Raw genomic sequence first — 24,020 nt, forward strand, 5'->3', positions numbered from 1 at the left:
GTCGGCGCATGCACCACACCCTTTTTGAGTTCTCACTTGCTGATGAAAATGCGACGTCCGCCTTGGCTGCGCAGATCGCAAAGCGTCTAAAACCGGGTGATACGCTATTGCTGGAAGGGCAGATTGGTGCAGGCAAATCCGCCTTTGCCCGCGCCCTGATCCGTGCCAAACTTGGGCGGATGGAGGACGTACCGTCACCCACATTCACACTTGTGCAGACCTATGAAGATGATGCCGGGGACATCTGGCACTGCGACCTCTATCGACTGACGCATCCGGATGAGGCATTGGAGCTTGGGCTCGACGAGGCGTTTGAAACCGCTATTTGCCTGATCGAATGGCCCGACAGGCTTGGGGATATCGCCCCGCAAGACGCGTTGAACCTCGCATTCTCTGCACAGGACACGCATCACGATGTCATCATTTCTGGCGCATACGAATGGCCAGAACGGCTGAGCGGGTTGCATGTCTGATCGCGGGTCCGCCATTGATGCGTTTCTGGATCAGACCGAATGGTCAGACTGGACACGCACGGCGCTTGCGGGCGACGCCTCTGCCCGCCGATACCTGCGGCTAAGCAAAGGTCCAAACACCGCAATCCTGATGGATGCGCCACCAACAAACGATGAGGACACGACCCCATTTGTTGAGATTGCACAGCTGCTGACAACGCACGGCTTTGCCGCACCCCACATCCTTGCCCATGATCCTGACAAAGGCCTTGTTATGCTCAGCGACCTTGGGGCAAGCGACTATGTGCGCTGGCTGGCAAAGAATCCGGGCGACGAAGCGATGCTATACAAGGCGGCCGCAGATGTGCTGCTTCGGCTTGAAACTATTCCGCCACCCGCACACCTTGGCCGCATGACACCGGACGTCGGCGCAGACATGGTGGCGATCGTTGGAACCCACTACAGCAAATCCAACACCACAGACCTGCAACAGGAATTACGCAAAGCGATGACGAACTTCGCGCCCAACGCATCAACGCTCGCCCTACGGGACTATCATGCGGAAAACCTGATTTGGCGGCCCGACAAGGACGACTTGGATCAGGTCGGCCTGCTTGATTTTCAAGACGCTTTCACGGCACCTGCTGGGTACGATCTGGCTTCGCTGTTGCGGGATGCACGACGGGATATCAGTACGGCGGTCGCGAATGACATAATCGACTATTTCGCGGCACGCACCAAAGCAGAGGGCAACTTTCGCGCGTCACTCGCCTGCCTAGGGGTACAGCGCAATCTTCGCATCCTTGGCGTTTTCGCCCGTCTGGTGAGCGTCATCGGTAAACCGCGATACCTGCAATTCATGCCGCGCGTTTGGGGCCATATCCTGCAAGACCTGCAAAACCCCGCACTCGCAACACTGAAACAAGCGGTGCTGGACACAGTGCCAGCACCGACAGCAGACCATCTGCAAAGGCTGAAGCCATGACGATGCCCATCATGTTCTTTGCTGCCGGTCTGGGCACCCGCATGGGCATGCTTACCAAAGATATGCCCAAACCGCTGATTAGGGTTGGGGGCAAGACGCTGATTGATCATGCTCTCGATTTTGCAGGCGATGCCGATGTTGGAAAAAAAGTCGTCAACCTGCACTATCGCGGCGATATGATCCGGCAACACCTTGCAGATCGCCACATCATCTTTTCAGACGAAAGCGATGTGCTGCTGGAAACTGGCGGCGGGCTGCGGCGGGCACTGCCGCTTCTGGACAGCAATCCAGTGCTGACGATGAACACAGATGCCGTCTGGCAGGGCCCCAACCCAGTGCAGCGCATCCTGAACGCTTGGCGACCCAAGATGGAAGCGCTGCTGCTCGTGGTTGAGAAACACAACGTATCGGGTCACCTCGGGAAAGGTGATTTTACGGTTGATGCCGAAGGAAAGCTGCATCGCGGACCACAGACGATTTACACTGGCCTGCAAATCATCCGCACGGATGTGTTGGCCGAGATCAATGAAGCTGCTTTTTCGATGAATGTCGCTTGGAACATCATCAACGCACGCGGCGGGTTGTTTGGCACCGTCTACGACGGGCAATGGTGCGATGTCGGGCAACCCTCCAGCCTGCCATTGGCCGAGGCGATGCTGGATGTTTGAGCGTAGCACAACACCACGGATCTTTGCCAGCCCGCCGGGCGTTGATTTTGCGCAAGGGCTGGTTGACGGGCTTGTCGGGCGCATAGCCGATATGACCCCGACAGATCTGGCGCGCGTGGAAATCTACGTTAACACGACGCGCATGCAGCGCCGGATCAGAGCGGTGTTTGACGCAGGCCCAGCGCGTCTGCTGCCGCGCATCCGCTTGATCACAGACCTCGCCAACGATCCGGTCTCACTTGCCCTGCCGCCCGCTGTTTCCCCTTTGCGGCGACGGTTAGAGCTGTCGCAGTTCGTGGCAAAACTGTTGGAAAAAGAGCCGGACCTGGCGCCCCGCGCCGCCCTTTATGACCTGTCCGACAGTCTTGCCAGACTGATGGACGAAATGCAGGGCGAAGGCGTGCACCCTGATACGATTGCCGCCCTCGATATCACCGATCAATCAGGGCATTGGGAACGCGCGCTGGCGTTCCTCAAGATCATCACCCCTTTCTTTAATGGACAGGATGAACCACCGGATAAAGAGGCGCGGCAACGTATGGTGATTGAAGCACTGGCCAAGCGCTGGGAAACCGCGCCGCCCACCCATCCGATCATCATCGCAGGCTCCACCGGATCACGCGGAGCAACGGCGCTGTTCATGCAAGCCGTCGCGAAGCTGCCGCAAGGCGCGATCATCCTGCCCGGCTTTGATTTTGATCTGCCAGATCAAGTCTGGGACACGATGGATGACGACATGACAGCCGAGGATCATCCGCAGTTCCGCTTTCGTCGCCTGATGGAGCTGATCGGATTTCAGCAGGGCGATGTCACGAACTGGTCCGCCGAACCCCCTGTTCATCCGCAACGCAACGCACTGATATCCCTTTCACTGCGCCCAGCGCCGGTGACAGATCAATGGCTCTCTGACGGGCCGAACTTAGGCGATCTACATACGGCAACCGACGGGCTGACGTTGGTTGAAGCAGCGTCGCCCCGTGCCGAAGCCGAAACCATAGCACTACGCCTGCGCCAAGCCGCCGAAGATGGGATCACGGCTGCGCTTATCTCACCCGACCGTATGCTGACAAGGCAAGTCACTGCTGCTTTGGACCGCTGGAATATCAAACCTGATGACAGTGCAGGAACCCCTTTGGCGTTGTCGCCGCCCGGACGGTTCCTACGCCATGTCGCCGATGTCTTTGGCAAACCGCTAACGGGCGAAGCGCTTTTAACAGTGCTCAAACATCCCCTTTGTCATTCCGAACGGGATGATCGGGGTGACCATCTGCGCCACACGCGCGATTTGGAACTGCATTTGCGCCGCTTCGGGCCACCATTTCCAAAAGCGGATGATTTACTGACGTGGGCCAAGAAAGGGCAAGACCGCAAAAGCTGGGCTATGTGGCTTGCGGGGCTGATCACAGGTCTTGAAAACACAGGATCGCCGGCACTTTCTGTTCATCTGGAACGGCACATCACCCTATCTGAACAGCTCTGCGCCGGGCCGGATGCCACTGGCTCTGGCGGTCTTTGGGACGAAGCCGCAGGGCGCGAGGCGCGCAAGGTCTGCAACGATCTGACACAAGTGGCCAGTGCCGGCGGGACGATGAACGCTCGTGATTACGCGGCCCTTTTTGGCGCGATCATCGCCGAAGGCGTCGTGCGCGACCGCGATGCGGGCCACCCCGGCATCCTGATCTGGGGTACGCTTGAAGCGCGGGTGCAAGGCGTCGACCTGACCATCCTTGGCGGCATGAACGATGGGGTTTGGCCAGAAGCACCGCCGCCTGACCCGTGGCTGAACAGGGTGATGCGTGCAAAAGCAGGGTTGTTACTGCCTGAGCGGCGGATCGGCCTATCGGCACATGATTATCAACAGGCCATTGCGGGGCGCGAGGTCTGGATCACGCGGGCGAAACGGTCCGCCGATGCGGAAACCGTGCCATCGCGCTGGGTGAACCGGCTGACCAATCTGCTGACAGGTTTGCCAAAGCAGAACGGCCCCGATGCGCTGGCCGCGATGAAAGCAAAAGGTGATGCGTGGTGCGCAATGGCTGCTGCACTGTCTTCGCCAGAGGCGCGGGTTCCCTCCGCGCCGCGCCCTTCGCCTTGTCCACCCGTCGCGGCCCGACCCGACAAACTGTCGGTCACACAGATCAAAACGCTGATCCGCGATCCGTTCGCGATTTATGCGCGCAAGACGCTGCGTCTGAACCCGCTTGATCCGCTTTCGCCCACCGCCGATGCCCCGCTACGCGGCATCATCGTGCATGGCATCCTCGAAAAATTCATCCGCGCGGGTCACGGTCCCAGTGACCGAAACGCACTGATGCAGATTGCCGCAACGGAATTCGCAGCACATTGCCCATGGCCCACAATCCGCGCGCAGTGGATGGCACGAATGGAGCGCAGCGCCGATCAGTTCCTCGCGGACGAAGCCGAACGCCAAGCCCTTGCCACAGACCACAAGATCGAAGCTTATGGCGAGATTTTTGTTGCCCCTTCCGGCGTTTTACTGACCTGCAAAGCGGACCGGATCGACCTGACAGAAACAGGATCAGCGCTGATTTATGATTATAAGACCGGTGCGGTACCCACCAAGAACCAGCAACTGACCTTTGACAAGCAACTGCTGCTTGAGGCGGCGATGGTGGAACTTGGCGCGTTTGAAGACCTTGGGCAGATGTCCGTTGGTGGGGCCGCCTTCATCGGCGTGAATGCGGCGATGAAGAACGTCCCTGCGCCGCTGGACCAACAGCCACCAGATCAGGTTTGGGGCGAGTTAGAGACGCTTTTTGCCAATTGGCACGACCCCATGCGTGGCTACACTGCCCGCCTTGCCCTCTTCTCAAAAACCGATCAAAGCGACTATGACCACCTGTCACGTTATGGCGAATGGGATACCAGTGATGATCCCACCCCGCAGGTGCTGACATGATCCGCGACGCCGCCACCCAACGGCAGGTCGACGCCGCCGATCCACGCACATCGACATGGCTGTCGGCCAATGCGGGGTCCGGCAAGACCCGCGTTTTGACCGACCGCGTGGCGCGTTTGTTGTTGGAAGATGTGTCACCGCAAAACATCCTTTGTCTGACCTACACTAAGGCCGCCGCCGCCGAGATGCAGAACCGTCTTTTCCAGCGCCTTGGTGCATGGGCGATGATGGCGGATGATGATTTGCGTGCGGAACTTCTTGGCTTGGGCGTTGATCGCCAGATCGACGGGCCACAACTTTCGCAAGCCCGCACGCTGTTTGCCCGCGCGATCGAAACGCCAGGTGGTTTGAAAATCCAGACCATTCACTCGTTCTGCGCAGGAGTCTTGCGACGTTTCCCACTTGAAGCGCAAGTCAGCCCGCAATTCCGCGAAATGGAAGACCGCGCGGCCCAAATCCTGCGCGCCGAGGTGGTGGATGACATGATCATGGGGCCGCAGGCTGGCGTCGTGCGTCAGCTGCTGATGCATTTTACCGGGGATGACCTTGCGAAATTCACGGCAGATATCGCGGGAAAACGCGATGCATTTGCGAGGCCAAGCACCGCTGCTGATGTGAAAGCGGCACTTGATCTGCCAGCTAATGCCGAGCGTGATGATGCATTGTCTATCGCCTTCCAGGGGCACGAGACATCAATTGTCGCCGACCTTCAGGTGGCGTTTCAGGATCAATCTGCGACCTATAAGAAATTCGCCGCCGAGTTGGCCGCGCTTGATCTGAAGACACCAGATTGGGCAGCGTTAGACACGCTTTTCCGCCTTTTCCTCTATGCTGGTACCTGCAATTCAAAGTCGGTCAACTATCCTCAGAGTAACCATACCAAAGCAGTTGCGGCGATGGCGCCAGTCGCTGAAACGGTGCACGACTGGATGGATCGTGTCGCGGCTGCCAAAGCGCATCTCTGGGCGATGGATGCATTTGAACGAACCATGGCACTCTATCACTTCGCACACATCTTTGTTCCGGCCTATGAGGACCGCAAACTGGCCATGGGTGCGCTTGATTTCGATGATCTGATCCGCAAGGCCAAGGCGCTGCTGACCGACCGCGATGTTGCGCAATGGGTGTTGTTCCGCCTTGATGGTGGGATCGACCATATCCTGGTGGATGAAGCGCAGGACACCAGTCCGACACAATGGGCTGTCATTGAACAGCTGACCCAAGAATTCGCCACTGGTGAGGGCGCCCGGATGGACCGCGAACGCACCGTGTTTGTCGTGGGCGATAAAAAACAATCAATCTATTCGTTTCAAGGCGCGGACCCCGCCGCCTTTGATCAGATGAAAGCGCATTTCCGGGGTGCGCATCAGGCGATCAGCAAACCCTTTGAGGTCACATCGCTCGACCATTCTTTCCGGTCCTCGCAAGCAATCCTTTCGGTCGTGGACCAGACCTTTATCGGTGATCGCGCGGAAGGCATGGATGACACGCTGACCCATATCGCGTTCAAGGAAAACATGCCGGGGCGTGTGGACCTTTGGCCTGTGATTGAACGGTCAACGGTCGAAGACAATCGCGAATGGTACAAACCCGTCGATGAGCCCAGCGCCACCGATCACACCGTTCTGATGGCCCAGCGCGTAGCCGAACAGATCAAACACATGATCACGCATGAGACGATCCCAGATGAGATTGGGAATACGGGTCACTACAACCGTCGCCCGATCACAGAGGGCGATTTTCTGATCCTTGTCCAACGTCGATCCGAGCTTTTTGCCGAGATCATTCGCGCGTGTAAGGCCGCTGACTTGAAAATCGCAGGCGCAGATCGTCTGCGTGTCGGGGCAGAACTGGCCGTCAAAGACCTTGCCGCTGTGCTGAGTTTTCTGGCCTTGCCAGAGGATGACCTATCGCTTGCCGCCGCACTGCGTTCGCCGCTGTTTGACTGGACTGAACAGGACCTGTTTACGCTCGCGCACCATCGCCCTGAGAATAGCTTTCTGTGGGAGGCGCTGCGCAACGCGGATCACGCCGAAACCCTTGCCATCCTCAACGATCTGCGCAGCAAATCCGACTTTCTGCGCCCTTATGACCTGATTGAACGCATCCTGACCCGCCATGATGGGCGGCGCAAACTGCTCGCCCGCCTTGGACCAGAGGCCGAGGATGGCATTGATGCTTTGCTGTCCCAGGCGCTCGCCTATGAAAGCACGGGTGTGCCTAGCCTGACGGGCTTTCTGACATGGATGGAAACCGACGATCTGGAGGTCAAACGCCAGATGGAAAGCCAAGGCGACCGCATTCGGGTGATGACCGTGCATGGTGCCAAAGGGCTGGAAGCACCGGTCGTCATTCTGCCCGATACCGCCAAACGGGATGTGAGGGTGAACCAGGAACTATTGCCTGCTGCCGATCACCTGATCTGGAAAACCCCTGCCAAGACGTCCGCCCCATCGGTGACTGCATTGCGTGACACGGTTATCGCCAAACAGGCACGTGAACGGATGAGACTGCTTTACGTGGCGATGACCCGCGCTGAAAAATGGCTGATCGTCGGAGCCGCCGGTGACGTCGGCGAAGGTGATGCCAGTTGGTACAATATCGTCGCGGATGGGATGGAGCGGCGCGGGGCCTATGATGCGATGCTGGGTGACATGCCGTTACGCCGGGTATCGGAACTGGACTGGGATGCGCCCAAACTGGTGACGAAAGACGTGGGGCAAAAGCCGTCAGTTTCTCCACCGCAGTTTGGTGAGTTGCCGATCCCGCAAACCGGTAAGACCATCGCACCTTCAGAATTGCCGGGCGCAAAGATCATGCAGGGTGATCCAGCGGGTACCGATATCGACGATGCAAAAGAGCGGGGCACGCAAATTCACCTGCTTCTCGAACACTTGCCGTTGGCTGCGGCGGATCAGCGGCACAAACTTGGGCTGCAACTTCTGCAATCCGATGATGCGACACTGGTCGATGAGGTGATCGCCCTGATCGAAAAACCTGACCTGAAATGGCTTTGGGATGCCGATGCCCTGACAGAGGTCGTTGTCACCGCCGACATTCCCGGTCTTGGCCGTATTCATGGCGCCATAGACCGTCTGATCATCGGACCCGATACGATCACCGCGATTGATTACAAATCCAACCAGCTTGTTCCTGAAAGACCCGAAGATACACCCATCGGTCTGCAGCGCCAGCTGGCCGCTTATGATCTGGCCTTGCGCGATATCTACCCTGATCACCAGATCACCACTGCAATCCTGTGGACACACACCGGTACTTTGACCGTTTTATCGCAACAACATCTTCACGATGCACTGAACACGCTCGCTACATCTTGACCATCGGGGCGGGTGTTCCTAGTTTCGGTCTCCAATGATTTTTCGCCAAGGAGCACCCCAATGGCAACCGTAGCAGTAACAGACGCAACTTTTGACGCCGAAGTACGCCAGTCCGACATCCCCGTTGTCGTGGATTTCTGGGCAGAGTGGTGTGGCCCCTGCAAACAGATCGGCCCCGCTTTGGAAGAGCTGTCCGCCGAGATGGAAGGCAAGGTCAAGATCGTCAAAGTGAACGTCGACGAGAACCCGAATTCACCCGCCCAAATGGGCGTGCGCGGTATTCCTGCGCTGTTCGTTTTCAAGAACGGTGAAGTGGTGTCGAACAAAGCTGGTGCAGCCCCAAAGGCAGCACTGCAAGGTTGGATCGAAGAGTCGATCTAAGCTAACGGACTGATGACGATAAGGGCGTCCGACCGGGCGCCCTTTTTCGTTCAGACAGGCCAGCCATGATTGCGCAAAACGGTCGTGATCCGCTTTTTCGCCTCTGGCCGACCGGCATTGATCGACCGGACCTGTAGGAACCAATACAGATAGGCCGCGTAGTCCGGCACATGATGCCGCACCTTACTAAACGCCGTCGCTTCGCCCAGTTTGGCAACATTCAGCGCGATATGGTGAAAGTCTGACTTGGCAAACAAGATCAATGGCTTGCCGAAGAAATACCCTTCAAACCCCACAGCAGAATTCTGGGTGACGATGTAATCACAATTGCGCAGAAAACGGGGGGTTCCGCCTTCCTTGACCATCAGGCGGTCGTCTTCTGCCATTAACGCCTCAAGCGCGGAACGTTCTTCTGCCGTGTAGGTTTCCGAAGGGTGCAGAGTGACAACAACCTGCCGATGCACATCGTGGTCCAGAACGGTCCTGACCATGTCAATCGGGCTGCATGTTTGAAACGACCGTTGCCGCAAAAGCTGCCCTTGTAGCGGGACATAGACAAATCCATCCGCGCGCGCGAATTGCGGGGCATCGTCAAACAAGCGGCTGCGCCAAAACCGATAGAAATTCGCGGCCTTGCGCGTATCAACGGCCCTTGAGTCAAAGGCGTCCTGCGCGACCGGCCAGTCCCAACGCTCGGCTTCTTTTTCGATGTGCCAGAACGGATAGATATAGGTCTTGCGAAAGGTCAGCCCACGCGTATTCACTGGCGGATCCATCAGGTAAATCCCGCGCCCGGGCCGCGTCATCGCCCGCAATCGCGCCAGATCGTTATCGTCGTCAAAGGCGACAGTCAGCCCAGCGCCAATCAAAACCTCACTCACTTTCTTGATGAAATTGTGATTCCCGCGCTCTGCCTGTTTGCGCATTTGGGACGGGAGGTAAAATGTAACGGTATCACGGGCGCTCATCGCCGAACGCTAGCCGCACCCCGCGCCATGAACAACCCATCCGGGGTTGTTTGCCCCCCATCGCCCCGCCATATATGCACGAGCGACAAGGAGCAGATGATGGCAAGTGAAGAATTTCCCGGCTGGCACGGCACAACGATCATCGGGGTGCGCAAAGGCGGGCAGGTCGTGATCGCCGGCGACGGGCAAGTCAGCCTTGGGCAGACCGTCATCAAAGGGACCGCACGCAAAGTACGGCGTTTGTCCCCCGGTGGGCAGGACGTGATCTGCGGCTTTGCCGGATCAACGGCGGATGCATTCACGTTGCTTGAGCGTTTGGAAAAAAAACTTGAGGCGACGCCCGGCCAATTGGCGCGCGCCTCTGTTGAGTTGGCCAAGGACTGGCGCACCGACAAATACCTGCAAAAGCTGGAAGCGATGCTGATCGTCAGCGACGGGTCAGAACTGCTGGTGATCACAGGGGCAGGCGATGTGCTGGAACCAGAGCATGATATTGCCGCCATTGGATCAGGCGGAAACTATGCGCTGGCCGCTGGTCGCGCGCTGATGGATACCAAAAAAGATGCAGAAACAATTGCCCGCGAAGCGATGGCGATTGCAGCCGACATCTGCGTCTACACCAATGGTAACCTGACGGTTGAGGCGATCAAAGCATGATCGAGCGCGATGATCTCAAAGCTGCCGTTGGCAGTGGCTTGATCAGTGAAAAGCAGGCGGCGGGCCTGATCAGCCTGTCCGACAGCCGCCGCGGTGCGCGCGAAAACCTGAACCCCGGCGATGAGCCGTTTGAACTGTTTAAAGGGTTCAACGAGATCTTCATCGTGATCGGCCTTTTGATCCTGTCGATCGGCTGGTGGGGCGTAATTGCACTGATCCTGTCAACACGTTTGGGCGGCCTGCAAACCGACATGGCAATCGCATGCCTTTCCAGCGCCATTCCGATCTGGCTTTTGTCAGAGTATTTCATCCGCAAACGCCGCATGATTGCCCCTGCCATCGCGCTTGCAATCATGTTTGCAAGCAATGCGGCCTTCGGCCTGATCACATACATGTCCGAACCCTTCATGATCGCGCAAAACGACTATTCCAGTGTCCCACTTCCTTTGCTGCTCTCGACATTTGCGCTTGCGATCTACTGGTGGCGCTTCCGCGTGCCCTTTGCGATGGCGATAATTGCGGTGGGGCTGTTCGCGGTCGCCGTCGTCTATGCAGCCAGCCGCGAGGGCCGGGTTGCTGACCTCAGCGAATTCTTCCTGCTCTCTGCGGGCGGCCCTTTTGCATGGATTACTCTTGCGCTGGGCATTCTGGTGTTTGCCGTCGCGATGATGTTCGACATGAGCGATCCGCACCGTGTGACCCGCAGGTCCGCCAACGGGTTCTGGCTGCATGTTGTCGCAGCGCCGGCGTTGGTGAACACAATGGCGCTATCGTTGTTGGACCAAGACAGCAACCTAATCCTACTCGCGGTGCTGCTGCTGTTCGCCATCGTCGCCATCGTGATTGACCGGCGGTCGTTCCTGATCGCGGCAATCGGCTATATCGTGGCGCTGGCCGCAACTGTTTTCGACGGCGACGGGGCCGCACTCACCGTGCTTGTCCTTGGCATCGTCCTTCTTCTTCTTGGCGCGTTTTGGGAACGTATCCGGGCACGCGTTCTGCGTTTGATGCCCGGCTTTATTCCATTGCACCGCCTTCCGCCTTCACAGATTTAAGGACTGATATGACAGACCTCACCCCTCGCGAAATCGTCTCGGAACTCGACCGGTTCATCATCGGCCAAAAGGACGCCAAGCGCGCCGTGGCCGTGGCATTGCGCAACCGTTGGCGGCGCAAGCAATTGGGCGATGATCTGCGGGATGAGGTCTATCCAAAGAACATCCTGATGATCGGACCCACTGGCGTCGGCAAAACCGAAATCTCGCGCCGCCTGGCAAAACTGGCGCGCGCGCCGTTTTTGAAGGTTGAGGCAACGAAGTTCACAGAGGTCGGCTATGTCGGTCGCGACGTAGAACAAATCATCCGCGATCTTGTCGATACTGCGATTTTGGACACCCGCGAACATATGCGTGAAGATGTCAAAGCCAAGGCGCGCGAAGCTGCTGAAGAGCGCGTTATCACGGCCGTTGCTGGCACCGATGCCCGCGATGGCACCCGCGACATGTTCCGCAGAAAACTAAAGTCGGGCGAGCTGGACGACACGATCATCGAACTTGAATTGGCTGACAATTCCAACCCCATGGGCGGTTTCGAAATCCCTGGCCAACCCGGTGGTATGGGCGGCATGATGAACCTTGGCGATCTGTTCGGTAAGGCGATGGGTGGGCGCACAGTTAAGAAGCAAATGACGGTTGCGGACAGTTACGAAGCGTTGGTGGCTGATGAAGCCGACAAACTGCTGGACGACGAAACCGTCACGAAAGCGGCCCTTGAAGCGGTTGAGCAGAACGGCATCGTCTTCCTTGATGAAATCGACAAAGTCTGCGCCCGTGCTGATGCGCGTGGTGCCGATGTGTCACGCGAAGGCGTCCAGCGCGACCTGCTGCCACTGATCGAAGGCACAACCGTCTCCACAAAACACGGGCCGATCAAAACCGACCATATCCTGTTCATCGCATCAGGCGCGTTCCATGTGGCGAAACCATCTGACTTGCTGCCAGAACTGCAAGGCCGCCTGCCGATCCGCGTTGAATTGTGCGCACTGACCGAAGACGACTTTGTGCGCATCCTGACCGAAACGGACAATGCGCTGACCTTGCAATACTCGGCCTTGATGAAAACCGAGGAAGTCACCGTGAGTTTCACCGAAGACGGCATCAAAGCGCTGGCTAAAATCGCGGCGGAAGTGAACGAGGCCGTGGAGAATATCGGCGCACGCCGCCTTTACACCGTGATCGAACGGGTCTTTGAAGATCTGTCGTTTAATGCGCCCGACCGGGCAGGCGACGACATCGCGATTGATGCAACTTTCGTCGAAGAACACTTGGGCGAGCTGTCGCGATCCACAGATCTCAGCCGCTATGTGCTTTAAGCGGTGCTCAAGCTAAAGAAATATCCAGCGCTCTTCGTTCTGCTGATTGCGGGCATATTCACCGTCATCTTTGCCTACGCCACGCTCAACTTGTTTCAGATGTCCATGGCGAACATCCGGTTCCTGCGAGAGTTCGGCTGGACCGCCATAATGGAAGGCGGGCTGATCCAGCTTCTCAAGATCATCGTCTCTGCGACCATTGCGATGGCCAGCTATATCGGTTTCAAAATCTGCGAGAGCGAGTTGGTCAACCGATATCACAACTGGCAAGGCAAGTGATTTAGGGCTTTCAACTACGACAGTCCCAGATCATCAAAGCGGGATGAGCAAACCGCCCGGATACCTACGCTTCATCCGCGAGAATATCCCGTTCCTTGCAACGGGCGCGCTGCTGTCGTTTTTGTCCAGCTTCGGGCAAACCTTTTTCATTTCCATCTTCGGCGGTGAAATCCGCGAAGCTTACGGGCTGTCCAACGGCGATTGGGGGCTGATCTACATGATCGGCACCGGGGCCTCTGCGGTTTTGATGGTTTTCGCAGGTGGATTGGCAGACCGGTTTCGGGTCCGCACCCTTGGGATCGTCGTGATTTTGATGCTGGCCTCGGCCTGCCTGTTCATGGCGTTCAACGCAGTGGCGGCTTTGCTACCCTTCGTAATCTTCGCACTGCGTTTCACCGGTCAGGGTATGACAAGCCACGTTGCGACAGTCGCCATGGCGCGGTGGTTCATCGCAACGCGGGGGCGGGCATTGGCCGTCGCATCGTTTGGGTTCATGTTGGGCGAAGCGACACTACCGCTCACAATGGTCTGGCTGAAATCCATGATTGATTGGCGCACCCTATGGGTTTGCTTTGCAGTGTTTTGCGTCGTGGCGTGCTTTGTCCTGTATCGTCTTTTGCGCTTGGAACGCACACCGCAGTCAATGGCGGACACCACGCAATCAACTGGCATGGGTGGCAAGCATTGGACACGGGGCGATGCGCTGCGACACCCGCTGTTCTGGGCGATGATCCCTGCGGTGATGTCTTTTTCTGGGTTTGGCACGGCGTTCTGGTTTCATCAGGTGCATTTTGCCGAAATCAAAGGCTGGTCGCATTTGGCGCTGGTGTCGGTGTTCCCGCTTGGCACCTTAGCCTTGTCGCTGTCCGTCATCGCGTACGGTTGGGCGATTGACCGGTTCGGGGCTGCGCGACTGCTACCGGTCTACCTGATCCCTTTGATCGCGGCATTTATCCTGCATTGGTACGCACCGTCGTTATGGTGGACCGCATTGGCTGTCGTTCTGATGGGCACGGCGGGCGGCGGGCAAGCCACGCTGCTGAATGCCTGCTGGGCAGAATTTTACGGAACCAAGCATATTGGTGCGATCAAATCAGCGGCGGCGGCGTTGATGGTGCTGGGCTCTGCCATTGGACCGGGGCTAAGCGGGTGGTTGATCGACATTGGCGTGGGTTTCGAAGTGCAACAGTTGGGCTATGCAGCGGTGTTCGCTTTCGCAGCCTTGATCCTGATTATCCCCACACGGAATGCACGAAACGTGCTATCGGCTTCGGCGTAGGTAAATGTAATACGCGCCATGTCCGCCGTGCTTCAAATGTGCTGGTGTGACCTGCAAAATGACGTGGGATAACGGCGGCAAGGCCAACCACTGTGGCACTTGATGACGCAGAACCCCATATCGCGTCGGGATCGGTCCGCCATTATCACGATCTTTGCCTTTGCCAGTGATCACCAGCACAAGACGGCGACCCATGGATTGCGACCCAAGGATAAAGGACACCAGTTCAGGGTGCGCTTGCGCCACAGTCATCCCATGCAAATCAATCCGGGCCTCAGGTTTGAGCTTCCCACGCTTCATTTTGCCAAAGGACTTGCTGTCCATGTTCACCGGGGCTGCCGCCAGCCGATCCACAAGCGGACGCATGACATCGTGGCCGCGCCCGGTATTTGCCTTTTGACCAACACGAAAGTCAGGAACTGATTCCCGAGGCATCATCGGCTTTTTCGGTTTGGGGGCTGGTGTCACATTAGGTGCGGATGCTTCGCGCGTGGGATGCAAAGGCGTTGCCCGTTCAGCAACCCGATCCCACAAGGCACGTTCGTCGGCGGACAGGTGACGCGGCTTACGCATCAGCGGTTTGCGATCACAACGCGATGGGCCATCGTCGCCGGCATCAAAACAACCATACGCCCGCCATCCTTGATTTTTCCGGCCTCCAGACCTGCCTCGGCCCCGGTGCCAAAGAAGATATCTGCACGCTGCGCGCCTTTGATCGCAGATCCGGTATCTTGCGCGACCATTAAGCGGTTCATTGGGGTGGCACCGTCTTTTTCAATCCAGACCGGCGCACCAAGCGTGACATATTCAGGATCAACCGCAACCGTGCGCCCTTGCGTGATCGAACGGTTCATCGCACCAAGCGGGCCGCGGTCTGCGGGAACTTCGCTGACTTCGCGAAAGAAAACATAGCTTTCGTTTTCCCACAAAAGTTCACGGCCTTGCTTGCGGTTTTTGCGTACCCAATTGCGGATCACGGCGGCAGAGACCTGATGAGGTTCAAAAACCCCGCGATCCACCAGTGCCATCCCAACGGACGAATAATTGCGGCCATTCTTGCCGCCATATCCGACACGCATCATGCTGCCATCAGGCAGGCTGATCCGACCGGAACCCTGAACCTGCAAAAAGAACAGATCAACGGGATCAGTCAGCCAGGCCAGTTCAAGCCCGCGCCCCACTAAAGGCCGATCTTCATCAATTTCGCGACGGGTAAAATACGGCTCGCCACGCACAAGATCATCAGGGACGCCATAGATAGGATATTGATACGCATCCCCGCGTTCACGCGAACCGGGCAGTTGCGGTTCGAAATAGCCGGTGAATAACATCGGCTCGCCGTCTTCGATCAAGACAGGGCGAAAGAACTTTTCGAAGAAACCGCGCGGTTCGGGGTTGGTTTTTGCAAACTCACACAGAACCGCCCATTGCCGGTCGTCCAGATCGCGGCAGGTATTGGTGAAAACGTCGAAGGCGGCTCGATGATCATCATCCTGCCACCCGCGCAATTCATCGAACGTCAGTTGGGTATATGTGGGTTCGGCCATCGCGCCACCTGCGAGTGTCAGTGAAATGCCAAGCCGCCAAACCCAGTCTGTGATCATTCGCCAGTGGCAACAAGCCGCCAGTTTGGATCGCCTGCGTCCATCTTGCGGGCAAACGTCCATGTGTCCTTCTGGCGCTTGATCTCTGTGTCGCTACCCTCGATGACATCGCCAGCATTGTCGCGAACGATTGATGTCATTTCGCTCTTAAAGCGGACCGATATTTCGCCTTCTTTTGAAGCTTCATCAAGAACGGCCTCTGTCAGTGTCATATCACTGATCCCGATGAATTTAGCTTCGATCGTCAGACCCTGACGCTGGCGTTCGTCAACCACGCCCGCAAAAGCCTCATACACATCTTCGGAAATGAATGGCACAATGCTATCGAGTTCACCGTTCTCGAATGCCATCAAAATCATCTCATAGGCGCCGCGCGCGCCGCCCAAGAATTCACTGACATTGAAAGACGGATCAAGCCGCTTCATCGCAGCCAATGCTTTGGCTGAGTCAGAATCTTCGGCGACATGATCCGTGATATCCAGATCGGGACCGCCCTCGATCACATCAAAATCAGGCTTTCCAACACGGCTGGATGGTTCTGGACGAGCCACCTGCGGTTTTTCAAAGCCTTCGCGCGTGCCAAGGACGCCGCGCAAACGCAAAATCAAGAACACAGCGATGCCAGCGAGCACCAAAAGCTGAATAAGCGAAGAATTCATTGTGACCTCGTATCGGGGAGGGCATGGAAACATGCCCTTTCGCACCTTATGTAGGTCAGGGGTAGGGCCAAGTCCACCTTGCCCCCGAAACTGTTATGAAAGGCACAGCTTATGTGGCTGCTCTTCGCGTTTATCGCGGTTCCAATGATCGAAATTGCCTTGTTTATCCAGGTTGGTGGATTCATTGGGATCTGGTGGACCTTGCTGATCGTTCTACTGACGGCGATCACCGGGTCCTATCTGGTACGTAATCAGGGTTTGCGCGAGATCAGTAACCTACAGCGGTCTTTCTCAGAGCTTCAGGACCCGACCGAACCCTTGGCGCATGGTGCAATGATCCTGTTCGCGGGCGCGCTTTTGCTCACGCCGGGGTTTTTCACAGATATTGTCGGTCTGTCGCTTTTGGTGCCGGGTATTCGGCGCGCGGCTTTTGTCTGGGCCAAATCAAAGGTCAAGGTGCAACGCTTCGAGATGGGCGAAGGGCCCGCCCAACGCCCACAGCAAACAGGCGACCGGGTGATTGATGGCGATTTTGAAGATGTGACACCACGGAAAAACCGCCCCGAGGGGCCATCCGAGTGGACCCGGGATTGAGCCTGCGCATCTAGACTGCTAGGAACGCGCGAACCTTATTTAACTGGAGCCCATTCCAATGACCGATACACCTGAAAACGGTGCCGCAGCCCCAGCGGCCGCCCCCCAGATTACCAGCCGCGTCTTGGCGCAATACATCCGCGATATGTCTTTTGAAAACATCCTCGCGCAGAAGGGTGTGACAGGTGATGCGCAACCAGAAATTCAGGTGCAGGTAAACCTTGATGCACGCAAGCGTCAGACGGAAAACCAATACGAAGTCATCACCAAGCTGAACATTACAAGCAAAACCAAAGAAAAGGGTGACCCGCTTTTCGTGCTTGAGATCGAATATGCCGGCGTGTTCCACGTTGAAGGTGTGCCGGAAGATCAGATGCACCCTTACCTGTTGATCGAATGCCCGCGCATTACATTCCCGTTCCTGCGCCGTATCGTCAGTGACGTAACACGCGACGGTGGCTTCCCGCCGCTGAACCTTGAAACTATTGATTTCCTTGCACTTTATCGCTCTGAACTGGCGCGACGTACAGAAGCCGAGAAAGCCAAGGAAAAAGCGAACTAGGCCTAAGCCCCGTTTTTCCAAAGTCCGCCGTCGCCCAACTGTTCCACAAAGGCAGCATGGGCGGCGGCTTCTTCTTTTGTAAGCTTGGGTGCAAGCGGCTGAGGCCGCGCCGTTGGTCGCCACTCATCGGATTGACCGCCTGCAGACTGGTTTCGCGTATCCGCAGCCAAAGCAAAATCCGGCTGACGCCCGCCAATCAGTTCCAGATACACTTCCGCCAGAATTTCACTATCCAACAAGGCCCCGTGCAAAGTGCGCGAGCTGTTGTCGATCGCAAAGCGGCGGCAGAGCGCATCAAGGGACGCAGGCGAACCCGGGAATTTGCGGCGCGCGATCGCCAAGGTATCAAGAGCCTGATCCATCGGCAGCAATGGGCGGTTCAGCCAGCCAAGCTCAGCGTTCAAAAACTTCATATCAAAGGCCGCGTTGTGGATCACCAGCTTGGCATCACCAATGAAATCCACGAAGTCCTGTGCGATATCTTTGAACAAGGGTTTGTCGCGCAGCGTTTCCTGACCCGGTTTTGGTTGTTGCGGGGGCTCAAGCAAATCGGGGCCTATGCCGTGCACGCCAAAGGCCTCAGCAGGCATGGACCTTTGTGGGTTAATGTACTGGTGATATGTGCGTCCAGTCGGCACATGCCCCATCAGTTCAACCGCACCGATTTCGACAATGCGGTCGCCTTCGCTTGGCTCAAAACCTGTGGTTTCCGTATCAAGTACGATTTCACGCATCTGTTTGCCCTTTAAGTTCTGCGATCAGTTTTCGCACAGCGGCTCGGGTATCGTCTAGGGTCAGCGTTTCGATGATATGATCCGCCGCAGCGCGTTTTTCAGCGTCTGGCATTTGACGGGCAAGAATGCGTTCAAATTGATCGGTAGTCATGCCGGGTCGTGCCATGACCCGCGCCTTTTGTACTTCAGCAGGAACGGTCACGACCAAAACAGATGAAAGCCAGTCTTGCGCGCTGGTTTCAAACAAAAGGGGGATATCGAAAACGACAAGAGGATCGTTATGCGTGGCGATGAAAGCTGCACGGTGCTGTGCGACAAGGGGATGCACGATCTCTTCCAGTTTACTCATGACGCTGAGGTCTTCAGAGATCATTTTCTTGAGAATATCACGGCTGACTTGCCCATCAATAACCGCGTCGGGTAAAACCGCCTGGATTTTGGGGACAGCAGCGCCGCCTTTCGCATAGAGCGCGTGAACAGCTGCATCCGCGTCCCAAACCGGGATACCCTCATCGCGAAACATTTGGGCAGTTGTAGATTTTCCCATCCCGATGGACCCGGTCAATCCCAACAAATGCGTCATGCGAGCACGGCTGCCCGTGTGGCGTCATCGACATCGGGTCGTTGACCGAACCAACGCTCGAACCCTGGAACACCCTGATGCAAAAGCATGCCAAGACCATCGACGGTTATGCAACCTTTGCCGGCAGCAGCGTCCAAAAATGGGGTGCGAAGTGGGTTGTAAACGATATCAGTTACAACCGCCTCTGGCCGCAATGCATCAAGCGGCACTTTGAATTCCTGCGCACCTACCATGCCAAGGGATGTCGTATTGATGACCGTGTTTGCATCTTCCAGCATCTGATCTGCCTGCACCCAGTCTACCACGCGGACCCGCGCGCCAAAATCAGCGCGGAGCGCTTCGGCTTTGGGGCGGGTTCGGTTTGATATGATGATTTCAGGAACACCGGCGTCAGCGAGGGCCACGATAATCGCGCGTGCCGCACCGCCTGCACCAAAAATGGCCGCAGGGCCGGCCTTCGGATCCCAATCTGGCGCCCCTTGGCGCAGATTAGCCATGAAACCGTAACCGTCTGTGTTATCAGCAAAAATACGGCCATCATCCTTGAATATCAAAGTATTCGCGGCCCCAATCAGTGTTGCGCGATCAGTAATCTGATCAGCAAACTGCATAACACTGATTTTATGCGGCAGGGTCACATTCAACCCGATGAACCCCTTCTTGGGTAAATCCCGGAGCGTTTTTTCAAGCGCGTCTTCTGTCACTTTGAGAGCCGTGTATTCGCCCTCTATGCCGTAGCGGTTCAGCCAATAGCTGTGAAGTTTCGGCGATAGGGAATGGCTGATCGGGTTTCCGATCACACCGGCGCGGGGCAGACTTGTCATGCAGGCAATGTTCCGCGAAGCGTGAGGTATGACAAGAGTTCCAAGAGCGGCAAGCCCAGAACGTTGAAATAATCTCCCTCAATGCGTGTAAAAAGTCGCACTCCTTCTTCCTCGAGCTTATAGGCGCCGACAGAATGCTGAATGCTATCCCAGTTGCGATCGACATAATCCATCAGATAGCTGTCCGATGCGTCGCGCATTGCAAGATGCACAATCCCCACATGACGCCAGAGCGGTTTGCCTTCGCCGTAGATCACTGTTGCGGACAGTAGTTGGTGCTTTTGACCGCGTAGAGCCTTGAGTTGCGACAAGGCATGTTCTGGTGAATTCGGTTTAGTGAAAATGTCCGAACCAAGCGCCAGAACTTGATCGCAACCGATAACCAATGCTTCTGGATGTCGGGCGGCCGCACGCTGGGCTTTCAATTCTGCAAGCGTGTCGGCAATATCACGCGGCGACGCTTGTTCGGCCTGAAGCGAGGCACGCACGGCATCTTCATCAACGCGGGCCACCGAGACATTGAAGTGCACGCCTGCATTTTGCAAGAGTTGGGCCCGTATCTGGGACCCGGAAGCGAGGATGATCTGTTCGCGCATGTGGATAACCTTTTGGACAAACCCTGTGTCGCAGGGCGGGCATTTTTGGGCATATCTAGCACGGTCGGGAAGATGGAGGAGAACTTTGATCTCTCAGGGGTCGTCAGCTGGAATTTTCCACGGTGGGTATGGATAAGTTGCCACTGTGGAGGAATCGAGTGATGTGACGAGTCAAGAGACCGACAGGCAGAAAGTCATACTAAATGGATACGTTTAAAACTTTGCTTTATAATGATAAATTCTATTTCGACGACTACCAGATGTGCATAGCCAAAAAGAGCGCCGGGGGATAAGTCTGAGGATCAATAAACAACCCACAGAAAATCGCATGACAAACAACAACAACATCTTTTCTTTCCTTCTATATTTATTAAGGAAGTAAGAAGCCAAGAGAGCAGGACAGCATGATCGGTTTTCTAGATAGTTTTTATCCATGGATCAAAGCGATACATATCATGGCAGTGATTGCATGGATGGCTGGCCTGTTCTATTTGCCACGGCTGTTTGTCTACCATGCCGAGCGGGCCAAAGTTGGGTCTGAGTTGGATCAGACTTTTCAGGTCATGGAAGAAAGATTGTTGAGGGTGATCATGAACCCGGCGATGATCGTGGCTTGGGTGGCTGGCCTGATCATGATTGGATTGGGTGCCTTTGATTGGAGTGCTGCGTGGTCCTGGATCAAGATCGTGTCAGTGATTGCGATGACTGGGGCGCATGGTTGGATGAGTGCGCGACGCAAAGAATTTGCGGCAGGTCAGAATACGCGGACTGGGCGGACCTATCGGTTGTTCAATGAAGTACCGACGGTTCTGATGTTACTCATTGTTATCGCGGTTGTGGTGCGGCCATTCTGAGGGTCGATTGACTCTGGCGACAGTCTTGCCTATGTCTGACCTCGCTTCCCGTCCGGGAAAGTGATTTTCCATTCCGAATAGAAGAAATGCTGGCCCCAATGCTGGCACAAGGATTTATCTATGTCACAGCACCGTCTGAACCTTGCCGATCTGAAAGCGCAAAGCCCGAAGGATCTTTTGTCTTTGGCTGAAGAGCTTGAGATTGAGAACGCTTCGACCATGCGTAAGGGCGATATGATGTTCGCTATCCTTAAAGAGCGGGCAGATGAAGAGTGGATCATCGGCGGCGATGGTGTGCTTGAGGTCTTGCAGGACGGGTTTGGTTTTTTGCGTTCGCCCGAAGCGAATTATCTCCCGGGTCCGGACGACATTTATGTATCGCCGGATATGATCCGACTGCATTCATTGCGGACCGGGGATACGGTTGAGGGTGTGATGAAAGAGCCCAATGACACAGAGCGATATTTTGCGTTGATGTCAGTGGAAAAAATCAACTTTGAAGACCCAGAGAAAGCCAAGCACAAGGTTGCCTTTGACAACCTGACACCGCTTTATCCCGAAGAGCGGTTTAAGTTGGAGATCGAGGATCCGACGCTCAAAGATCGGTCGGCGCGGATTATTGATTTGGTCGCACCGATTGGTAAGGGCCAGCGATCCTTGATTGTGGCCCCGCCGCGGACGGGTAAAACCGTTCTTTTGCAGAACATCGCGAATTCGATCGAGCAGAACCATCCTGAATGTTATCTGATTGTGTTGCTGATTGATGAACGTCCTGAAGAAGTGACGGACATGCAGCGGTCTGTGAAAGGTGAGGTTGTTTCGTCGACCTTTGACGAACCTGCAACGCGTCACGTTGCGGTGTCTGAGATGGTGATCGAGAAGGCGAAACGTTTGGTTGAGCATAAGCGGGATGTTGTGATCTTGCTTGATTCGATCACGCGTCTGGGCCGTGCGTTTAACACGACCGTGCCGTCATCCGGTAAGGTGCTGACCGGTGGTGTGGATGCGAACGCGCTGCAACGGCCAAAGCGGTTCTTTGGTGCGGCTCGGAATATCGAAGAGGGTGGGTCTTTGACGATTATTGCGACGGCTCTGATTGATACTGGATCGCGCATGGATGAGGTGATCTTTGAGGAATTCAAAGGGACAGGTAACAGCGAAATTGTTCTGGACCGTAAGGTTGCCGACAAGCGCGTGTTCCCTGCGATGGATATTCTGAAATCCGGGACACGGAAAGAAGAGTTGCTTGTCGACAAGGGTGATTTGGCGAAGACCTATGTATTGCGCCGAATCCTGAACCCGATGGGCACGACCGATGCAATCGAATTCTTGATTGGCAAGCTGAAGCAGACCAAGACGAACTCAGACTTCTTTGATTCAATGAACACGTAACTTATTGTTCTAAAACAATGGGTTAATATATGGATACCATTTTTGCCTTAGCCACGGCCCAAGGCCGTTCCGGTGTAGCCATTGTGCGGATATCGGGGCCTGACGCTGTTTTAGCGGCGGGGACGCTATGTGGTGATGTGCCAAGGTATCGGGGTTTACGGAAGCTTTATGATCCTGCTGGCGAGCTGCTGGATGAAGCGCTTATCCTGCGATTTGAAATCGGGCAAAGCTTTACTGGCGAAGACGTGGTTGAGCTGCAACTGCATGGCAGCCCAGCTGTTGTGAATGCTGTGCTGCGCTGTCTTGGAGACATGCCTGAGCTAAGGCATGCAGATGCTGGTGAGTTTACCCGAAGGGCGCTTGAAAACGGACGCCTGAATTTGGCGGAGGTCGAGGGTCTTGCTGATCTGATAGATGCTGAGACAGAAAGCCAACGCAAGCAGGCTGTGCGGGTGTTTTCGGGTGCGCTGGGCGCATTGGCTGAAAGTTGGCGCACGCGTCTGATCCGGGCGGCGGCATTGCTGGAAGCCACGATAGATTTCGCGGATGAGGAAGTGCCGGTGGATGTGAGCCCTGAGGTGAAGACGTTGCTGTCAGGGGTTCGGTCCGAGATGGCGCGAGAAGCAGACGGGGTGCGCGTTGCTGAACGGGTTCGCGACGGCTTTGAGGTGGCGATTATCGGTGCACCTAATGTAGGGAAATCCACCTTGTTGAACCGCCTTGCTGGTCGCGATGTGGCGATTACCTCAGAGGTTGCGGGAACAACGCGTGATGTCATCGAAGTGCGTATGGATTTGGATGGTTTGCCTGTGACTTTGCTGGATACGGCTGGGGTGCGAGATACGGATGATATTGTTGAAGGGCTGGGCGTTGCGCGTGCGAAAGAACGGGCTGGGCGTGCGGATTACCGTATTCACCTGTTCATTGATGGTTCAGAGGTATCCGATGATTTAGGACCAGATGATGTGTTGGTTCAAGCTAAGGCGGATATATATGGTGGTGACATCCTGGCGATTTCTGGCAAGACGGGGGAAGGTATTGATCATCTGATTGATCACGTCAGCCAGCGTTTGCAGCAAAAGGTGGGCCAGATAGGCATCGCGATGCGTGAACGGCATCGGGTGGCGATGTTGCGCGCGATCAGTTATCTGGATGACGCTGCTGGTGCTTTGGAAAGTTCAGGTGCGATGACTGACTTAGTTGCAGAAGACTTGCGATCTGCAATCCGCGCAGTGGATAGCATCGTTGGCCGTGTTGATGTAGAACATGTGCTGGATGAGATCTTTAGCAGTTTTTGTATCGGCAAGTAGGGAGTGTTTC

The 24,020-nt window shown here is 56.0% G+C and carries 24 protein-coding genes; 16 read left to right on the top strand and 8 right to left on the bottom strand.

Features of this window, described 5'->3' with window-relative positions:
• Positions 1 to 8 precede the first annotated feature (8 nt).
• The 6 genes from tsaE to trxA are packed head-to-tail and all read left to right on the top strand — an operon-like array spanning position 9 to position 8,744.
• Positions 9 to 473, top strand: coding sequence for a tRNA (adenosine(37)-N6)-threonylcarbamoyltransferase complex ATPase subunit type 1 TsaE (gene tsaE / locus MWU60_RS16670; protein ID WP_247228511.1), 465 nt, complete (start codon positions 9 to 11; stop codon positions 471 to 473).
• A complete protein-coding gene (locus MWU60_RS16675) occupies positions 466 to 1,437 on the top strand; it encodes a phosphotransferase (protein WP_247228512.1) in 972 nt (323 codons plus the stop codon). The genes tsaE and MWU60_RS16675 overlap by 8 nt, the downstream gene beginning before the upstream one ends.
• The gene (locus MWU60_RS16680) at positions 1,434 to 2,105 is read left to right on the top strand and encodes a nucleotidyltransferase family protein (protein WP_247228513.1); all 672 of its coding nucleotides are present in this window, start codon (positions 1,434 to 1,436) and stop codon (positions 2,103 to 2,105) included. Before MWU60_RS16675 ends, MWU60_RS16680 begins: the two co-directional genes overlap by 4 nt.
• Complete coding sequence (gene addB / locus MWU60_RS16685) at positions 2,098 to 5,025, top strand: double-strand break repair protein AddB (protein ID WP_247228514.1); 2,928 nt, start codon at positions 2,098 to 2,100, stop codon at positions 5,023 to 5,025. Before MWU60_RS16680 ends, addB begins: the two co-directional genes overlap by 8 nt.
• Positions 5,022 to 8,363, top strand: a complete 3,342-nt coding sequence (gene addA / locus MWU60_RS16690; protein ID WP_247228515.1) for a double-strand break repair helicase AddA — start codon at positions 5,022 to 5,024, stop codon at positions 8,361 to 8,363. Before addB ends, addA begins: the two co-directional genes overlap by 4 nt.
• Positions 8,364 to 8,423: 60 nt before the next feature.
• Positions 8,424 to 8,744: a thioredoxin gene (gene trxA, locus MWU60_RS16695; protein WP_247228516.1), complete on the top strand. Its 321-nt coding sequence runs from the start codon at positions 8,424 to 8,426 to the stop codon at positions 8,742 to 8,744.
• Positions 8,745 to 8,794: 50 nt separating this feature from the next.
• On the opposite strand, the gene MWU60_RS16700 is transcribed toward trxA, so the two are convergent.
• Positions 8,795 to 9,712, bottom strand: a complete 918-nt coding sequence (locus MWU60_RS16700; protein WP_247228517.1) for a hypothetical protein — start codon at positions 9,710 to 9,712, stop codon at positions 8,795 to 8,797.
• Between the two features lie 99 nt (positions 9,713 to 9,811).
• On the opposite strand from MWU60_RS16700, the gene hslV reads away from it, so the two are divergent.
• The 5 genes from hslV to MWU60_RS16725 are packed head-to-tail and all read left to right on the top strand — an operon-like array spanning position 9,812 to position 14,298.
• Entirely contained in the window at positions 9,812 to 10,369 is a 558-nt protein-coding gene (gene hslV, locus MWU60_RS16705; RefSeq protein WP_247228518.1) for an ATP-dependent protease subunit HslV, read from the top strand.
• Positions 10,366 to 11,424 carry a hypothetical protein gene (locus tag MWU60_RS16710; RefSeq protein ID WP_247228519.1) on the top strand — a complete coding sequence of 353 codons (1,059 nt, stop codon included), beginning with the start codon at positions 10,366 to 10,368 and terminating at the stop codon, positions 11,422 to 11,424. The genes hslV and MWU60_RS16710 overlap by 4 nt, the downstream gene beginning before the upstream one ends.
• A gap of 8 nt (positions 11,425 to 11,432) precedes the next feature.
• The gene (hslU, locus tag MWU60_RS16715) at positions 11,433 to 12,740 is read left to right on the top strand and encodes an ATP-dependent protease ATPase subunit HslU (protein WP_247228520.1); all 1,308 of its coding nucleotides are present in this window, start codon (positions 11,433 to 11,435) and stop codon (positions 12,738 to 12,740) included.
• 3 nt (positions 12,741 to 12,743) lie between these two features.
• Entirely contained in the window at positions 12,744 to 13,019 is a 276-nt protein-coding gene (locus MWU60_RS16720) for a hypothetical protein (RefSeq protein WP_247228521.1), read from the top strand.
• Between the two features lie 43 nt (positions 13,020 to 13,062).
• Positions 13,063 to 14,298, top strand: coding sequence for an MFS transporter (locus tag MWU60_RS16725; protein WP_247228522.1), 1,236 nt, complete (start codon positions 13,063 to 13,065; stop codon positions 14,296 to 14,298).
• Here the strand turns inward: MWU60_RS16725 and MWU60_RS16730 are convergent.
• The 3 genes from MWU60_RS16730 to MWU60_RS16740 are packed head-to-tail and all read right to left on the bottom strand — an operon-like array spanning position 14,281 to position 16,561.
• Positions 14,281 to 14,871 (bottom strand): Smr/MutS family protein, encoded by a 591-nt coding sequence (locus MWU60_RS16730; RefSeq protein ID WP_247228523.1) that lies wholly within the window; start codon positions 14,869 to 14,871, stop codon positions 14,281 to 14,283. The two genes, MWU60_RS16725 and MWU60_RS16730, sit on opposite strands and share 18 nt — an antisense overlap.
• Positions 14,871 to 15,845 (bottom strand): MltA domain-containing protein, encoded by a 975-nt coding sequence (locus tag MWU60_RS16735; RefSeq protein ID WP_247228602.1) that lies wholly within the window; start codon positions 15,843 to 15,845, stop codon positions 14,871 to 14,873. The genes MWU60_RS16730 and MWU60_RS16735 overlap by 1 nt, the downstream gene beginning before the upstream one ends.
• A gap of 53 nt (positions 15,846 to 15,898) precedes the next feature.
• A complete protein-coding gene (locus tag MWU60_RS16740) occupies positions 15,899 to 16,561 on the bottom strand; it encodes a Tim44/TimA family putative adaptor protein (protein WP_247228524.1) in 663 nt (220 codons plus the stop codon).
• A 111-nt stretch (positions 16,562 to 16,672) separates the two neighbouring features.
• Here MWU60_RS16740 and MWU60_RS16745 point away from each other — a divergent pair, with 111 nt between their 5' ends.
• The gene (locus tag MWU60_RS16745) at positions 16,673 to 17,155 is read left to right on the top strand and encodes an FxsA family protein (RefSeq protein WP_247228525.1); all 483 of its coding nucleotides are present in this window, start codon (positions 16,673 to 16,675) and stop codon (positions 17,153 to 17,155) included.
• Positions 17,156 to 17,213: 58 nt separating this feature from the next.
• Positions 17,214 to 17,717 carry a protein-export chaperone SecB gene (gene secB, locus MWU60_RS16750; protein WP_247228526.1) on the top strand — a complete coding sequence of 168 codons (504 nt, stop codon included), beginning with the start codon at positions 17,214 to 17,216 and terminating at the stop codon, positions 17,715 to 17,717.
• A gap of 2 nt (positions 17,718 to 17,719) precedes the next feature.
• Here the strand turns inward: secB and dnaQ are convergent, their stop codons facing one another.
• Genes dnaQ through MWU60_RS16770 form a run of 4 tightly spaced genes read right to left on the bottom strand, consistent with a single transcriptional unit; the run spans position 17,720 to position 20,454 of the window.
• On the bottom strand, positions 17,720 to 18,451 hold the full coding sequence (dnaQ, locus tag MWU60_RS16755; protein WP_247228527.1) for a DNA polymerase III subunit epsilon: 732 nt from the start codon (positions 18,449 to 18,451) through the stop codon (positions 17,720 to 17,722).
• Positions 18,444 to 19,034, bottom strand: coding sequence for a dephospho-CoA kinase (gene coaE, locus MWU60_RS16760; protein WP_247228528.1), 591 nt, complete (start codon positions 19,032 to 19,034; stop codon positions 18,444 to 18,446). The genes dnaQ and coaE overlap by 8 nt, the downstream gene beginning before the upstream one ends.
• Positions 19,031 to 19,858: a shikimate dehydrogenase gene (locus tag MWU60_RS16765; protein ID WP_247228529.1), complete on the bottom strand. Its 828-nt coding sequence runs from the start codon at positions 19,856 to 19,858 to the stop codon at positions 19,031 to 19,033. Before MWU60_RS16765 ends, coaE begins: the two co-directional genes overlap by 4 nt.
• The gene (locus MWU60_RS16770) at positions 19,855 to 20,454 is read right to left on the bottom strand and encodes a Maf family nucleotide pyrophosphatase (protein WP_247228530.1); all 600 of its coding nucleotides are present in this window, start codon (positions 20,452 to 20,454) and stop codon (positions 19,855 to 19,857) included. The genes MWU60_RS16765 and MWU60_RS16770 overlap by 4 nt, the downstream gene beginning before the upstream one ends.
• 404 nt (positions 20,455 to 20,858) lie before the next feature.
• Here MWU60_RS16770 and hemJ point away from each other — a divergent pair, with 404 nt between their 5' ends.
• The 3 genes from hemJ to mnmE all read left to right on the top strand — a co-directional run bounded on the left by hemJ (position 20,859) and on the right by mnmE (position 24,010).
• Positions 20,859 to 21,308, top strand: coding sequence for a protoporphyrinogen oxidase HemJ (hemJ, locus tag MWU60_RS16775; RefSeq protein WP_247228531.1), 450 nt, complete (start codon positions 20,859 to 20,861; stop codon positions 21,306 to 21,308).
• A 120-nt stretch (positions 21,309 to 21,428) separates the two neighbouring features.
• Positions 21,429 to 22,700 (top strand): transcription termination factor Rho, encoded by a 1,272-nt coding sequence (rho, locus tag MWU60_RS16780; protein ID WP_247228532.1) that lies wholly within the window; start codon positions 21,429 to 21,431, stop codon positions 22,698 to 22,700.
• A gap of 29 nt (positions 22,701 to 22,729) precedes the next feature.
• Positions 22,730 to 24,010, top strand: a complete 1,281-nt coding sequence (gene mnmE, locus MWU60_RS16785) for a tRNA uridine-5-carboxymethylaminomethyl(34) synthesis GTPase MnmE (protein WP_247228533.1) — start codon at positions 22,730 to 22,732, stop codon at positions 24,008 to 24,010.
• Positions 24,011 to 24,020 lie beyond the last annotated feature (10 nt).

Origin of the sequence: Yoonia sp. F2084L (assembly GCF_023015625.1) — a bacterium.
GTDB lineage: Bacteria > Pseudomonadota > Alphaproteobacteria > Rhodobacterales > Rhodobacteraceae > Yoonia.